Consider the following 15,582-nt stretch of genomic DNA (forward strand, 5'->3'; position numbering starts at 1 on the left):
CTTTTTTATTTCAGATTTTCAAATGCATCCATAGTTCGCGCCGAATAAACAAGAGCCGCTCCGGCGTTCACTGCGACCGCTACTCCCAATGCTTCCATGATTTCCGCTTGGGTAGCGCCGTGTTTTTTCGCAGCATCCGTATGAACAACGATACAGCCATCACATTGGCGCGTCACTGCAACTGCCAAAGCGATAAGTTCACGCGTTTTAGCATCAAGCTTTGGATCGGCTGGCTTAGCGCCAGAGATCGCAGCATAGCCCTTTATGACGTCAGGGTTCAATTTCGCAATTCCACTCATGCGAGTTTTAATTTCAGAGATGTATTCATTCCAGTTAAGCATATAAGCTCCTTCGTTGATGACACTAGAATATCAACGAAGATGGTTCTTCTCCATGGACTGGATTGACAATCAGGTGGACAAATCTGCCACGATGGAAATGCCATTTTTCTGACGGAATACCTGAGGCGATACCCCAACCGCCTTCTTGAAGAAACGACTGAAATAATGTTCGTCTTCGAAATTCAGTGAAAAAGCGATTTCTTTCACACTCTCGTATGTCAAATGCAGTTTCTTTTTTGCTTCTAACACCACACGCTCTTGAATCAATTGCGAGGGGCTTTTTGCGAAATATCGCGCACTCTTCTTAGTCAAAGCATTCGCAGTCATATTAAGAAGGTCGGCATATTCGGCAGGACTGCGTTTGGTAAGAAAATGTTCATCAATCAAAGATTTGAATTTTTCCATTTGCTCATCACGACGAGTCAGCAAAGGTCCCTGCTTTAAATCTTTACGCTTAATCCGACTTGTCAGAGCTAAAAACAGCTGCAGATACGAGGTCAGAATTGAATGATCCTGCGTCTTTAGCTTGAGCTCAATTGCGATCTGATTAAAAAGATCTTTCACTCTCGGTAAGTCGGCTTTATTTAGTGCCAACACCGGCGATAGATAAACGTTATTAAAAAGCAAACCATTGCATGCAACTTCAGGCTTGTGAAACTCGATGCAATAGAAATCTCCATGAAACTCAAGTACCTGTGCTTTTGCAGCAGTCCCGTGCATAGCTATTTGCAAAGATTGAAATGGCGTTACAAAGATCAAACACGGCGACTTGAACGAGTAAATGCCGCCATCGATTTGACAGGTTCCTTGTCCCGAAGAAATAAAAAAGGCTGAGTACAACTCAACCCTTTGATCTTTCGTAAAATTTTTAAGTGCTATGTTTCGCAGTTGCATCACATAACGATAGCAGATTTATCACACTCTGCCACCATGACGCAAATCTCAACCAAAAGTAAGTCCGTACCTAAAGAGTCGGAAGAGACCACCCCGAGTAACGTTGCACTTCTTCGGAAATATCGGCGCCTAGCTCGACGTGACGGTATGAATTTGGTGAGTCCCAGATTTTCTTAACAAGCTTGTTCATCACATCGTGACCGGCTTTATAAAGAACAACGTGACCCATCAGCGGCATTTCCAACGTGACAAGATCACCTAAAGCGTCCAAGGCTTTATGACGAACGAATTCGTCAGCCCAACGCAAACCTTCAGGGTTCACAACGGCTTCGTTATCAAGCACCACACAGTTATCAAGGCTTCCGCCTTTTGCTAATCCACGCGCCTGCAATGCTTCAACGTCTTTCAAGAAACCAAATGTTCTGGCACTTGCGATATCACGACCAAATGATTGTTCATTCACATCCAAATCAACCGTTTGCTTACCGATTTTTGGATGAGGGAAATCAATCGTCACTGTCACACGCAAGCCATGATAAGGCACCACGTATGCATGCTTATCACCTTCGCTGAAATAAATCGGCTCTGTGATATAGCAATATTTGCGGGGTTGATCTTGCTCAACGATGCCCACATCCAGAAGGGCTTTCAAGAAAGCTCCGGCACTGCCATCGCAGATTGGAATTTCAGGGCCATCAAGTTCGATAAAGATGTTATCGATACGTAAAGCCGACAATGCAGATACACAGTGTTCGATCGTTGCGACAGAGAATTTTTCGCCACCGATCGTTGTCTGATGAGAGGTTGCATTGACATTACGTGCGCTGACTTTCAACGACGGAGAACCCGGCAAATCACTACGAATGAAGTACACACCTGTATCAGGTGGCGCTGGTCTGAAAGTCAAAGTACAAGGATCGCCAGAGTGAATACCGATCCCGTTAACTACTGTTCTTTTACGAATGGTCTTTTGTAAAAACATACTAGTTAGACATTACTCTAACTACTGGGGCTTCGCAATGCGCAACTGCCCGACAACGTCGCCTTTCCAGTTTGTGACTTTAGGCTGACTGAATTGTGATAAGGCCTTTGCTTCATCGATTGTCATGCCACCTAATTGCACAAGAAGTTGCACCGTTGCCAATTGAGTCGCTCTGCCTGCACCGTCAGAGCATTTTAAAGCGAACGCGACCTTTTTCGCTGGAATAAATCCTGCCATTACACCTTCGGCTCCGCCTTTAACAATCGCGCGACCTTGTGTCTTTTCAATCACAGCTGTGGCGAATTCACCACTGCCTGAAATGAAGAACGGATTTGTTGTCACCGCTTTGATAATGCGATCTACCGCGGTTTTGCGCGCACCTGTTAATTTGGAATCGATAAAAGTTGCCATACCGTGTGCGATGTTTTGCAAAGGCATTGCATACGTCGGAATACCACAGCCATCAATTCCATGAATGGCTTTTGCGTGATCAAACTTTGTTGCCTCCGATAGAACTTTGCGCAGACGTTTTTGCGCTGGATGTTCTGGATTTTCATAACCGTGAGGATCTTCATGCAAGTGCATGCACGTCGTGATGATACCTGAATGTTTACCAGCACAGTTGTTACAGAACACAGTGGGCTTTAGATTGCGGCGAATAAAATCGTGAGCCGACGCTTCGTTGTATGGCAGATGAGGCGCACACACGTACATGCTTTCTGGAATTTTTACTTTCTCTGCCCACTCATGCAAAACTGCGAGATGTTCTTTTTCACCACGATGGGATGCGCACGCCAATGCGATCATGCGATCGTCTAATTGAAAGTGCTCAGCCGCGCCACTTTCTACAAGAGGAATGGCTTGTAACATTTTAATCGCGCTTCGCGGGAAGGTTACGAACTGAGTATTACCCCAGCTGTGTAAAGGATGTCCTGCTTCATTAACTACGCTTGCGACAACGTTGTGTGAACTTTCAACGATGGCTCCACGAGTGACTTCGATGACGATTGGCTGTTTTGATAACATCGCTTCCTTCTCCGGCGGCAGATACCACCGGGAAGACGGCAGATCTACTTATCCAAGTCGATAGATTCCATAAGTGTATTCTTGGCGAATTCAGTGATCACACGACCGCGTGGAGTCTTCTGAATGAAGCCTTCTTGAATCAAGAAGGGCTCATACACTTCCTCGAGCGTGTCACGTTCCTCACTAAGGGCCGCAGCTATTGTATCAATTCCTACGGGGCCACCACTATATTTTTCTGAGATTAGACTCAAAATACGACGGTCCATAAGGTCCAGACCATAATGATCCACACCCAACTGATTAAGAGCATAAATCGCGATTTCCTGAGTGATGCGACCATTTCCTTTAACTTGTGCATAGTCACGCACACGTTTTAACAAACGATTCGCAATACGAGGAGTTCCACGCGAACGGCGAGCCACTTCCGCAGCGCCCTGCTCGTCCATTTCCACTTTGAGAATTTCTGCGGATCTCATCAAGATTTTTTGCAACGCTGCTTTGTCATAAAACTGCAGACGTTCAACGATACCGAAACGATCGCGGAATGGAGGATTCAATAAACCCGCACGCGTCGTCGCGCCAACTAACGTAAATGGTGCCAATTGGAATTTCATTGAACGCGCGCCCAGGCCGTCACCTGTCACGATGTCGATGTAATAATCTTCCATCGCCGTGTACAAGTACTCTTCAACGTGACGACTGAGACGATGAATCTCGTCAATGAATAGGACCGAGTTTGGTTTTAATGAAGTTAAGATCGCAGCCAAATCGCCTTTTTTATCGATCGCCGGTGCTGACGTCATTTTGATATCAGAACCCAAATCGTTCGCGATGATCTGCGCAAGTGTCGTTTTACCCAAGCCCGGAGGACCGCTTAACAACACGTGATCCAAAGGTTCTTGACGGAGTTTTGCTGCCGCCACGAAAACTTTGATTTTATCTTTAACAATGTCCTGACCCGCAAATGCCGAAAAATCATGGGGACGTAATTCATTCTCCCACGCCTTCTCGCCACCGCCAGAGCTTACGTTATCCGTCATATCACTGTCCATGAGACTGCCTTCTAGAATGCGACTCATGACAAGCTACCCGACAATGTTTGGAAGCCTTTACGAACGCCATCTTCCAACGAAATATCTGTTGGCAAGCCTGATACGAATTGATCGACCAATTGCGATTTGTAACCAAGATTTAACAACGCAGATGTAATTTGTGTCAGAGTTTCTGACTTCACTTTCGTTGTTTCTTCGATAGAAACCAATTTGCCTTTCAAAGTCAGAATGATCTGCTCTGCCGTTTTCTTACCGACTTTAGGTAAAGCGGAAAGACCTTTGGCATTACCCGCTTCAATCAATTCATGAATTTGCGCAGGACGACCGCCCGACAAAATGCTCAACGCCATTTTTGGACCGACGCCATTTACTTTCAACAGCGACAAGAACAAAGATTTTTCTTCTTTTGAGTGAAAACCAAAAAGCGTCAAAGCATCTTCACGCACGTGAGTGTGAATCCACACGATGATGTCTTTACCTAACAACGTTTGGAAGTCTTCCAACGTATAAGCTGAAGAATAGATTTCATAGCCTACGCCATGTACGTCAATAAGTGCTGAGTCGCTCAACACTTCAATAATTTTTCCGCGTAGGTACCCGATCATAAATTCACCGCTCTTTGTATAACTAATTTCTTTTTAATTTCGAAAGCATGATAGCAAGCCATCGCCAAGGCATCGGAAGCATCGATGCGATTGATCGCTTTGATGTTCAAGATGGCTTTCAAAACCGCTTGCACATCTTCTTTGCTGGAACCACCGTTGCCAGTGATTCCTTTTTTGACAGATCTTGTGGCGTACTCTTCAACCTTGGCTTTACCAAGTCCGGCTTCGTACATAATCACACCACGCGCGTGACCCAGCTTAAATGCACTGTCAGCATTTTTCCCCAGAAAGATTTTCTCAATCACCACTTGATGAGGTTTGTATTTCTCCATGACTTCGCGAAACGCAGAGCCAAGTTCTGCCATACGCACAGGAAAGTCTTCCTCTGCATCAAGCAAAATCACACCGTGATTGATATGTTCAATTTTTCCGTTTTCAACGCGCACGACGCCGAAACCAGTAATGCGGGAACCCGGGTCCACACCAAGAATCGTCAAACTCATAGAGATAATTTCACGCCGAAGGTATTGCTTAGTCAATGAATCTGCTTTAAGATTTTTTTATCGAAGACCGGAGAACGCGGATTGATGCCGAAAATTGAAGCTAGCGCAGTTGAAAGATATCAGAATATCCTCGCAAAAGACCCTGCGTCTCAGGTTTTCGCGCCTTTGGCTGAAGCTTATCGCGAGATGGGCATGGTGAAAGAGGCTCTGGCAACTGTGACTGCGGGCGTTCAACGCCACCCGCAATTTGTGGGAGGATTGGTCACATACGCTAAAATTCTGCGTGACACCGGAAAATTTGCTCAAGCTTTAGACATTCTGAAACGCGCGACAGGCTTGGCTCCCGAGAATATCTTAGCTCATCAATTAACTGCGGAAGTTCAACTTGCGAATAAAAATCCGAAGGAAGCATTGAAGGCTTTCAAGATGGTTTTATTCTTAAATCCGAACTCTCAATCAGCGCAAAAAGCTGTGCAGAAATTAGAATCTTTGACTGCGGACGAATACGACGAAGAAGTTTTCGCGATGGCGAAACTTCCACAGGTCAACTTAGATGCTCCGCCTGAAAAACCAGCACCGGAAACTCCCGCAATTCCAGAGCCGATGTACAAACCTGCACCACCGCCTAAAAATAAGGCGATGGAACGAATGTTGTCTTTGATTGATGCCTTCATCGTGCGCAACGATTTAGAAAAAGCGCATGCTCTTTTAAAAGATACACGTGTGGAATTTGGCGATCATCCCGAAATTCAAAGACGTATGAAGACCCTTCAAGTTCGTTATAATGAACCTGAAGAGCCAATGCCACTGAAGCCTTTGCGCTCGCGTGAAGAACTCATCCAACAAAAGAAGCTCGAAGTTTTAGAAATGATGCTTCGCAAAATCGAAGACTATCGCTCTCAGATTTGACTTCCCCCCTGCGTTCTAGGCATATTGGTTCTTTCCAATTGAAAGAGGACTACTATGTACGAAACGTCGGATTTTAGAAAAAACTTGAAGATCATGGTTGAAGGCAAGCCTTACGTGATCGTGGATTTCCAACACGTTAAGCCTGGTAAAGGCAACCAATTCACTCGCACAAAATTGAGAAACATGCTGACAGGTCAAAACCTTGAAGTAACTTTCAAATCTGGTGAAAAATTCGAAGTACCAAACGTTGAAAACAAAGAGATGAACTTCTTGTACAAAGACGACACTGGTTTCAACTTCATGTCGAATGAAACTTACGAGCAAATCGCAATGTCTGAAGAAGACCTTGGCGAATCTAAATACTACCTAACTGAAGGCCTTAAAGTTGTAGTTCTTTTCTACAATGAAAAAGCTGTTGCAGTTGACGTTCCAAAAGCTGTGAACTTGGCAGTTGCTAAAACGGACCCAGGTATCAAAGGTGACCGTGTTACTGGCGCAACTAAACCAGCAACTATGGAAACGGGCTTGAATGTTGGCGTGCCTTTGCACATCAACGAAGGCGACGTTCTTCGCATCGATACTTCGACTGGCGAATACGTAGAGCGCGTCAGCCAAAAGTAATTGGCAAAAATAGTTCGATAACGCGAAATATTAAGTCTCCGCAAACACTCGTTTTTATATAAAAATACGAGTGAACTTTAGACTCCCGCGCAAGCGGGAGACTGAAGGCAGCGTAGGAGACTTTTTTCTTGTCCACTTTCATTGAGTTAGAAATTCAAAATTTGCTGAATCAGACTCAAGATCTTGATGAAGTGGCCGCACGTTTAACGAGTGCACTTGAATCTTCTCCGGACCAATTTACTTCCGACAACATCACAGCTTATGCGCGCTTCTTGAATGCAAGTGGTAGACACCACAAGCTGACTGAATTTATTTTGCATCACCTTGATAACGAAAACTTCCCAGTACCCTGGCCGTATTTTTTTGAAGCCTTGGGACATTCCACTTTAGAGCTTGATGCAAAAACTGTAAAAGCCGTTGTTGAAGGTGTGATCGAAGCCGGCGCTGAAAGCGAAGCTTCACGCTCACAGGCTTTGAACAAGTACGAACCGTTGATTGGCGAATGGCGTAGCAATCGCAAATACAAAATTCACCGCGACTATTCGAAAAACAAAAAGGCCCTGCTGGATCAATTGATCACTCTGCGCACGCAGCAATTGTACGAACAAGAAAAAAATCTTCTGCAACGTCTGCAAAAACTTTATCCAGGTGATAACGACATCCAACGCGAAGTTCGTGAACACCAGCAACGTTATGCTTTAGAGATTCTTTCGCGTCGCTCGCCAAAAGCCCGCACTATCACTGCGGAAGATTTGCAAGTTCGCGATCCACAAGTTGAAGAGACTTTGAAAATCGTTTTGCAATCCATGCTTGAACACGCAGAACAAGAACCAGATATGGCTTTTGATTTTGCCGTCGCAGCGTTCATGCTTGAAGGCTATGAAGAAGCTTTAGCGATTTTAAAATTCTGCGAACCTACAGAAGCATTATTGTGGTTGCACCTTGAAGTTCTTTTGAAGTGCCGTCGCTTTGTGGAATTGCTGACTGGGATTGCACACGTTGAACTTTCTTTATCTCATGATCCGGAAACTTTCTTTGCAACAGCGTACTTGCGTGCGCAAGCATTGTGGGGCTTGGGACAAAAACATACAGCCATTGAAGTGATGGAAGGATTGCTAGCCTCTCGCCCTCACTATCGCGCGGCAAGTGCTTTGCTTAGTATTTGGAGCGGTCAATGAAGCGCGTCTTCTGGATCCTGATCACTCCAACATTGGTGTTCTTGATTTTGTGGGGCCTTGGCAGTTGGCTGATCATTCCGCGTGTTGAGCAATGGGCCCTTAAGGAATTGCAAAGCTATTCGAAGTCATCCCTGCCCGTCGATATTTCTGCGGCAAAATTGCGTTTGCGTATTTTACGTCCCTCGCTTTCGATGGAAGACATTCAAATTACTCCAAAGGGTGATTTGACGAAAATGCTTTCAAACATTCGTATCGCCAGTGCGCGTGTGCATTTGGATTTCTTCCAATTGCTTGGCGGTCGAGTCAATCTTTCGGCAGTGGTTGTGGATACACCGGAAGTTCGTATTAACGTTGATTCTTTATTGGAAGATAAGACTCCATCCAAACCACTTCCCATTGATGAGATCTTTGCGATCACAGAAAAACTTCCGCTACAAAAAATCTTTGTTCAGAATGTTCACGTGTTAGTTGAATCACCTAAAGCCGGTTTTGCAGTTGAAGTGCAAAATGGTGGTTTGCTTTTAACAAACATGGGCAAGAACATCACAGCGAAGGCGGACGTTCCTAGCTTGCAAGTGAATATGAAAGAATTCGGCAACTACAGCGGTTCTTTCGACACACACATGTATTTAACTCGTCAGTCATTGCGCATTTTGCAGTTAGGCGCTCATCTTGATCAATCCGAATTCATTGTGCGTGGCGAGCTGACGCCGTTTAAAGACATCACGGTTAAACCCGCTGGTGTTATGTCACTATCTGCAAAAGTTTCTTTGGCAGACGTTTTTAATGAACTGAAAAAAGCTCGCCCCGATTTGAAGCTGCCTGAACTTTCGGGCAACGTAACGACAGAAGCAGAAGCTCGTTTCAATGGTACGAATGATGTGCGCGGCAATGCGCAGATTACAACTCAAGCGGTTGTTGTCGGTAAATTCGAGTTGGGCGACGCAAGCATTCAGGGCCAATATAAAAATCGCGTCGTCTCGTTTTCAGAAGTGAATCTGAAACACCCCGCCGGCAATGCTTCTTTAACTAATTCACAAATTGATCTAGATAATGGCATTTCGTTTAAGACTCGTGCCAAAGTGGAATCTTTGGATTTGCAGAAACTTTTTGTTTCTATCGATCTTAAAAATATTCCAGCGGGCCTTGAAGCCAGCGGTGAGTTCCCGTGTTCAGGCCAGGTGAAGCCTAATTTTTCGGTCGTGTGTGATGGCGCAAAACTTTCTGCCAAAGATATTTGGGTAAAATCTGAAAACAATAAAAAAGGCACGGCTATCTTAAACATCAATACGATGAGTGCCAATGGTCGCGTTGAAGTGACGTCACAAGCTGTGGCCTACAACGCCAACTTGGCCTTAGGCGATAGCACTGGCACAAGTGACGGCGTCATCGATTTCGATAAGGGCTTTAAGATCAATTATAAAACGAAAAGTCTGGATTTTAAGAACGTCAAAAATCTTGCGAATCTTAAAATGAAAGGCAGCGCGAGTATTGAAGGCACGACAGAAGGCAACTCTGACACCGCCACGTTCAATATGAGCCTCAATGCCCGCGATTTTGTTTTTGAAGATTTTGACTTAGGCAATGTCATTTCCAATGTCAGTCTTCTGCACGGTCACTTGTTGTTTAAAGATATCGCCGGTGCACAGAACAAAACGCAATACATTGGTGATTTGGACGTTGATCTTACGAACAGCCGCTTATCAGGACAGATTTCTTCACCGACAACAGAACTTGCTGATGTTGCAAAAATTCTGGATGGTTTCTATCGCTTCCCGATCGCTGTTTCTGGTACGGGTGCTGCAAAAGCCCACATTGATGGTCCACTGAATTTCTGGAAGATGAATTACCATGTGGAATCAAGCTTCAAGAACGTGGGCTTGGGGACTGAGAATTTCGATCAACTTCACTTCAATGTGGACGCGACGAATGGCAACTTGAAAGCCACGAAAGTTCAATTGTTGAAAAATGCGTCGGTCATTAATGTCACTGGCGGCATTTCTTCTGAACAAGTGATGAATCTTTTAGTCGACGGTAAAAACTGGCGTCTTGAAGAATCCAGCATGATCAACAAGATCAATTCGAATATCTACGGCAATTTGAATTTCTCTTCTGAAATCAAAGACACGACTCGTGATCCCCATGTCATGATCAAAGGCGCGATCACAGACACAGTTCTTGAAGATCAAGAAATCCCAAATTCAAATTTCGTGGTGAAGCTTGATAAACGCTCTATCTCGGGTCAGGTTTCTTTGTTCGGCGATAAAATGAATGGCGAATTCCAATTCCCTTACGATAAAGGCACAGTGCCGATGATCGTAAAAATGAAGACGAACAAATGGAACTTCTCTAGCCTTCTTGCGATGGTGGGTGGTGCAAATTTAGCGGCTGAATATGATTCGTCGCTGACTTCGAATATTGATTTGCGCTCGAACAGCGGTGAATTCTTCCGTTCCAGCGGTAAGATTCACATTGACCACTTCTTCCTGAAACGTGGTCACATGAGTTTGACAAACAGCGGTCCGATCGATGTGACTTCTGAAAACGGCGTGATCAATTTCAGAAATTTCTTGCTCCAAGGTCCACAAAATTCAATTCGCGTTTCCGGTAATAACTTTACGACAGAACGTTTGAATCTTGGCGTTGAAACAAAAGTGGATCTGCGCCTGTTGCAAATCTTTATGCCGTTCCTTGAAGATCTTGGTGGGCCGTTAAATATTTCCGCAAATATCAGTGGCCCGATGCTAAGACCACAAATCTTGGGTACTGCTAATCTTGCCAATGCGTTTGTGAAACTTAAAGGCTTCCCACACCCTATCGAAAGACTTTCAACTGAAGTCGCGTTTTCACAAAGCCGTATCATGATCAATGATATCCGCGGGCAAATGGCTGGTGGAACAATCACAGGTGAAGGCAGCATCACGATCAAAGGCATTAAAGATCTTCCGACGTCCATTCAACTACGCGCTGAAAATGTATCATTGAATGTCCCTGATAAAATCCGCACTAACGGTACAGCTGATTTGACGTTTGCTGGTCACTGGTTCCCGTTCACTTTGTCAGGCGTTTATCACGTATCTGGTGGTATCGTTGAAAAAGAATTCACCGGTGGCAGTTCTGGTATCGTCGATGTCAGACAAAGTGTTTATTTGCCAAAAGTAATTCGTGAAACGCAGTTCGAACCGATTCTTTTGGATCTACAGATTATTTTAGATCGCCCACTAGCGGTTAAGAACTCGATCTTTGACGGTTCTGCGAGCGGAAACTTGCAAGTGAAAGGTCCCCCAACGAATCCAATTCTTTTGGGTCGTATCCAGGCAGAGAAAAAATCAAAACTTATCTTTAAAGATAAAGTTTTCGACATTCAAAATGCGACAATCGATTTTAACGATACAACAGAAATCAACCCAATTTTGTTCGCTACGGCAACCGCACGCGTGAACGAATACGATTTAACGTTGATCGCACAAGGTCCAGCGAAGAGTTTGCAAATCAAAATGGCTTCGGTACCACCGTTGAGCGATCAGGATATTATTTCGTTAATCGCATTGGGTGTCACATCGACAAGTTTGGATCAAACTGCGGGTGCGCAAAAGAACGTCGCGGAAAATGCGGGTCTTGAAATTGGTGGTGCCGTTATTGCAAAACCAATCAACAAGATCACGGAAAGCACAATTGGCTTTAACGTAGCGGTGACGTCGCAATACGATTCGACTCGCAACATCAGTATTCCGAAAATTACGTTAAGTCGTAAATTGTCAGAGCGTTTCAAAGTCTCTGGCAGCCGTTCCGTGGGTGACATCGAAGGTTACGATGTGAAGCTTGAGTATCTTTTGAACTCAAACTGGAATGCCGTCGGTTCTTATGAAAATAAGAGCTTGTATGAAAACGGTACTTTGCAAAACACACAACAAGAAATGGAAAGTGTGTTCGGTCTTGATTTGGAATTTAAGCGGGAGTTTAAATGATTCTGGGTTCTCGAGCTCTCCGCTTGTCTGCAGCATTGTTGATTTCATTGGCAGTTCTACCCGCTTGGGCGAAGAAACCATTGGATCTTTCAAACTTCCCCCCGGAAGTTCGCACGGAAGTTTATAAGCGTTTCCCTTTTGCTGAACGCGAGCGTCTTTCTTTAGATCAAATCGATGAGGTCATTCGTCTGTTGCAACTGAAGCCAGACTACGATCGTCTGCAAGTTTTTGATGAAGCCAACAGTTATAAAATCAAATATCTGAAAACCAAGCGCATTGGTGACGTTAAATTTGAAGGTATAAACTTCTACTCGAAAACAGATGCTTTAATTACTTTCGGAGTTAAAGCTGGCGACGTCTTCGATCAGCAGACATTGATTGAACAAGGCGAGAAACTACGTCAAGCGTATAAAGATCAGGGTTATTTCAACGCCGTGGTTGATATCGAGATGCCTCCGCGTGAAGACGGCAACGTCGACATCATTGTAAAAGTCACTGAAAACAAACGGACACTGATCAACAAAATCGTTATTCAAAGTGCGAATGGCGAATTGAATAAAACATTAGGCAATAAACTTGATAGTCGCTTAGATTCCGCGTTAACAGACAAGAATTTAGCCGATATCAACTCGCGGGCGCGCGCCTTCTTGATTGATAAGAAATACGTGCGCGCAGAAATCATCGGTCCTAACATTTCTTACAGCGCAGACGAATCTGAAGCGACGTTGCTGTATCGTATCGAGCACGTCGAAAAATATCAGTTTGATTTCAAGGGCAATACGATTCGCAAGGGCCGCATTGAAAATGCCTTAGAGCTTGATAACTATTACTCGACGAATCCAAATATTGGTTCCGAGCTTGCGATTAAGATCCGTAACTACTATTGGTCACAAGGTTATGCGCGTGCAGAAGTCACATTCCAGGAAACTGATGTCGATACATTCTCGCGCAAGATTGTATTTGAAATTGAAGAAGGCCCGCAGATTAAGATCGCTGATATTGTGATCAACGGTAAATTCAGCCGTCGTGCAGGATACTATTCGCGTTTTATTAAAAACCACAGTTCTGAAATCGTCGCCGACAACATCTATAACAAAGACGACCTGGATACAGGCTTTAGAAACCTTGTTCTGCAAATGCAGAATGACGGTTACCTGCAAGCGAAGATCGTTTCAACGCGCATTCAATACAACCGCGAAAAAACTCAAGTCACGATCCATGTGAATATTGACGAAGGCCCATTGACGACTATTAAAACGGTCGAGTTCAGCGGCAACACGGCTTATTCGAATGAAGAACTCTTAAAAGTCACAAAGATCAAACCAGGTGCCTTAAAGCTTAGCCAGATCGAAGAAGCGGTTGCGAATATCAAAAGCTTCTATCGTGATAACGGTTACATCGAAATGCAGCTTCTGAATGAAAAAGAAGATCTGGTTACTTACGACGAAACAAACACTCAAGCGATTCTGAACTTTAAAATCTTTGAAGGTCCACAAGTTCGTGCAGCCTCAATCGTTCTTGAAGGCAATACGTTTACTCGCGATTCTGTGATCAAAATGGAATTGGAAGTAAAACAGGGTGAATTGATTACCCCGCAAAAAATTGAAGACTCGATCACTCACCTGCAACGTACGGGTTTCTTTTCGACTGTTGAAGTGCGCACTGTCGAAGAAAAAACGAACGTCGCTAATCGTACCGTATTGGTGAAAGTGACAGAGCGTGATCCGGGTCTTTTGACTTTGGGTGGTGGTGCAACGAACGAAAGAACGTTCACACTTCGTGGTTACGCGGCGGTTGCTTATCGTAACTTGATGGGTACCGGTCGTGGTATTTCCCTTCGTCTTGAAGGCAACTACAACGTAACGGAATTTAAGTATCTTGAAAGTAAATTGATCATGGGCTACCTCGAGCCGTATTTATTCAATACGCGCGTTCGTGGCCGCGTGAACTTTACGTTATCAAGTCAGATCACTGATTACGATGTCGGTCAGGTCACTGATTTGAACTCGTACACGTACACCATCGAACGCGATTTCACGACGCACATTTTAGGCACGTGGGATATATGGTCATTGGCACAAGTAAAAGACCGTGGTTTGACTGACAAGTATCCGTACAAACCGACTCGCCAAGATATCGTGACGACGGGACCAAATGTCGATATCGATTATCGCGACAACCCATTCAATCCCACTCGCGGAACGTTCACACGTATTAATGCGGAATACGCAGATCCTGCGATCGGTGCGACAGAGACTATTAAATACTGGCGTGCTGTCGGTAGCTTCACACATTACTTGCAAACAGCGACTTGGCAAAAACAACCGGTCGTATGGGCGAATCAAGTGCGTGGTGGTTATCTAAAAAATTTGGCGAACATGCCTGACGATGACAATGGTGTGCCTTGGGATAAAAAAGGTTTCAGCTTAGGTGGTACATCTACTGTGCGCGGTTACGAACCAGGTGTTGAATATTTCCCAAGTAAAAGAGATTTGGGCATCGAAGGCACGTCGAATAAGTATTACTTAACGACAGATTCAACGATGTTCTTATTTAAGTCAGAATTGCGCTTCCCTGTTTGGGGCAGCCTTGGTGGCGCGGTCTTCTATGATGGCGGTGAAGTATTAATTCAAGGTTTAGATATCAATGAGCCGTACCGTGCAGGTACTGGTTTTGGTATTCGCTACAACACTCCGGTCGGCCCTTTGAGTGTCGATATGGCGTGGAAATTAAATCAACAGCCGGGTGAAAGCCCTTGGCGTATCCATCTATCAATCGGTACTTACTAAGAGTACCGATTCTTAATTTAAAATTTAAAAATTAAAGAAGCGGTTCAACACGCAGAACGTTGACGTAACCGATTTGCACATCGTTTTCATCAAACAACGGAGCCACCCAATTGCCCTTGTTGCGTAGTTGAAGCTTTTCAAGCGACGTGCGCTCGGTGATCAAGTGAGTGCCCACATCCAAGAACACCACACCTAAGTTTGCGCCTGTAAAAACCGGCGTCGCCATCTCGATGATTTTTTGCGTGATATCTTGATCGCGTTCATAAAGGGTGAACCACGGACGGCAGTAGATATCTTCAATCGTGTAGCTTGTGTATTCGAAGTAATTGAACGTTCTGAAAATCTGCGTGTGATTGTGATTGTAAAACTCAACCACGTCACCTGGCTCTAGAACTTTGTAAACATCTTCATTGAAGTACAAACCATTGTATTTCAATGCGTAGTTAACAAGAAGACGCGCGTCTTTAATCGCGTGTCCATCTGCTTGGGCTTCGTTGCAGATCTCAAGGTATTTTTCAAGTTCGTTGCAAGCGGCGTTTTGCATGTCGTCCGGTAAAGAGCGGAAATACGGCAAAGCAGGGCTTTGATAAGGTCTGACGACCCACCCTTCTTTTTCAATTAAGCTGCTGAGTTCTTCACTCTTTTCCAAAAATCTTTTTACAAGAACGCCCATGAAAGTACCTAAATAAAACTTAATTTAATCTTAAGAAACGA

13 protein-coding genes are annotated in these 15,582 nt (G+C 44.5%); 5 read left to right on the top strand and 8 right to left on the bottom strand.

Features of this window, described 5'->3' with window-relative positions; translation table 11 throughout:
• Window positions 1-5: 5 nt before the first annotated feature.
• From DOE51_RS12290 to ruvC, 7 genes are all read right to left on the bottom strand, one after another.
• Window positions 6-341 carry a carboxymuconolactone decarboxylase family protein gene (locus DOE51_RS12290; RefSeq protein WP_142696858.1) on the bottom strand — a complete coding sequence of 112 codons (336 nt, stop codon included), beginning with the start codon at window positions 339-341 and terminating at the stop codon, window positions 6-8.
• A 69-nt stretch (window positions 342-410) separates the two neighbouring features.
• Entirely contained in the window at window positions 411-1,235 is an 825-nt protein-coding gene (locus DOE51_RS12295; protein WP_142696859.1) for a helix-turn-helix domain-containing protein, read from the bottom strand.
• Between the two features lie 70 nt (window positions 1,236-1,305).
• Window positions 1,306-2,217, bottom strand: coding sequence for a UDP-3-O-acyl-N-acetylglucosamine deacetylase (gene lpxC, locus DOE51_RS12300; RefSeq protein WP_142696860.1), 912 nt, complete (start codon window positions 2,215-2,217; stop codon window positions 1,306-1,308).
• 21 nt (window positions 2,218-2,238) lie between these two features.
• Entirely contained in the window at window positions 2,239-3,243 is a 1,005-nt protein-coding gene (locus DOE51_RS12305) for an asparaginase (RefSeq protein WP_142696861.1), read from the bottom strand.
• Between the two features lie 44 nt (window positions 3,244-3,287).
• Complete coding sequence (gene ruvB, locus DOE51_RS12310) at window positions 3,288-4,295, bottom strand: Holliday junction branch migration DNA helicase RuvB (protein WP_246845068.1); 1,008 nt, start codon at window positions 4,293-4,295, stop codon at window positions 3,288-3,290.
• 23 nt (window positions 4,296-4,318) lie between these two features.
• Entirely contained in the window at window positions 4,319-4,900 is a 582-nt protein-coding gene (ruvA, locus tag DOE51_RS12315; protein WP_142696863.1) for a Holliday junction branch migration protein RuvA, read from the bottom strand.
• Window positions 4,897-5,403 (bottom strand): crossover junction endodeoxyribonuclease RuvC, encoded by a 507-nt coding sequence (gene ruvC, locus DOE51_RS12320; RefSeq protein ID WP_142696864.1) that lies wholly within the window; start codon window positions 5,401-5,403, stop codon window positions 4,897-4,899. Before ruvC ends, ruvA begins: the two co-directional genes overlap by 4 nt.
• An 84-nt stretch (window positions 5,404-5,487) precedes the next feature.
• Here ruvC and DOE51_RS12325 point away from each other — a divergent pair, with 84 nt between their 5' ends.
• From DOE51_RS12325 to DOE51_RS12345, 5 genes are all read left to right on the top strand, one after another.
• Entirely contained in the window at window positions 5,488-6,312 is an 825-nt protein-coding gene (locus DOE51_RS12325) for a tetratricopeptide repeat protein (RefSeq protein ID WP_142696865.1), read from the top strand.
• Between the two features lie 54 nt (window positions 6,313-6,366).
• Window positions 6,367-6,933, top strand: a complete 567-nt coding sequence (efp, locus tag DOE51_RS12330; protein ID WP_142696866.1) for an elongation factor P — start codon at window positions 6,367-6,369, stop codon at window positions 6,931-6,933.
• 128 nt (window positions 6,934-7,061) lie between these two features.
• A complete protein-coding gene (locus tag DOE51_RS12335) occupies window positions 7,062-8,111 on the top strand; it encodes a hypothetical protein (RefSeq protein WP_142696867.1) in 1,050 nt (349 codons plus the stop codon).
• Entirely contained in the window at window positions 8,108-12,079 is a 3,972-nt protein-coding gene (locus tag DOE51_RS12340; RefSeq protein WP_142696868.1) for a translocation/assembly module TamB, read from the top strand. Before DOE51_RS12335 ends, DOE51_RS12340 begins: the two co-directional genes overlap by 4 nt.
• On the top strand, window positions 12,076-14,868 hold the full coding sequence (locus DOE51_RS12345) for an outer membrane protein assembly factor (protein WP_142696869.1): 2,793 nt from the start codon (window positions 12,076-12,078) through the stop codon (window positions 14,866-14,868). The genes DOE51_RS12340 and DOE51_RS12345 overlap by 4 nt, the downstream gene beginning before the upstream one ends.
• 31 nt (window positions 14,869-14,899) lie before the next feature.
• On the opposite strand, the gene DOE51_RS12350 is transcribed toward DOE51_RS12345, so the two are convergent.
• A complete protein-coding gene (locus DOE51_RS12350) occupies window positions 14,900-15,541 on the bottom strand; it encodes a hypothetical protein (RefSeq protein WP_142696870.1) in 642 nt (213 codons plus the stop codon).
• Window positions 15,542-15,582 lie beyond the last annotated feature (41 nt).

The sequence above is a fragment of the Bdellovibrio sp. NC01 genome (assembly GCF_006874625.1).
Taxonomy (GTDB): domain Bacteria; phylum Bdellovibrionota; class Bdellovibrionia; order Bdellovibrionales; family Bdellovibrionaceae; genus Bdellovibrio.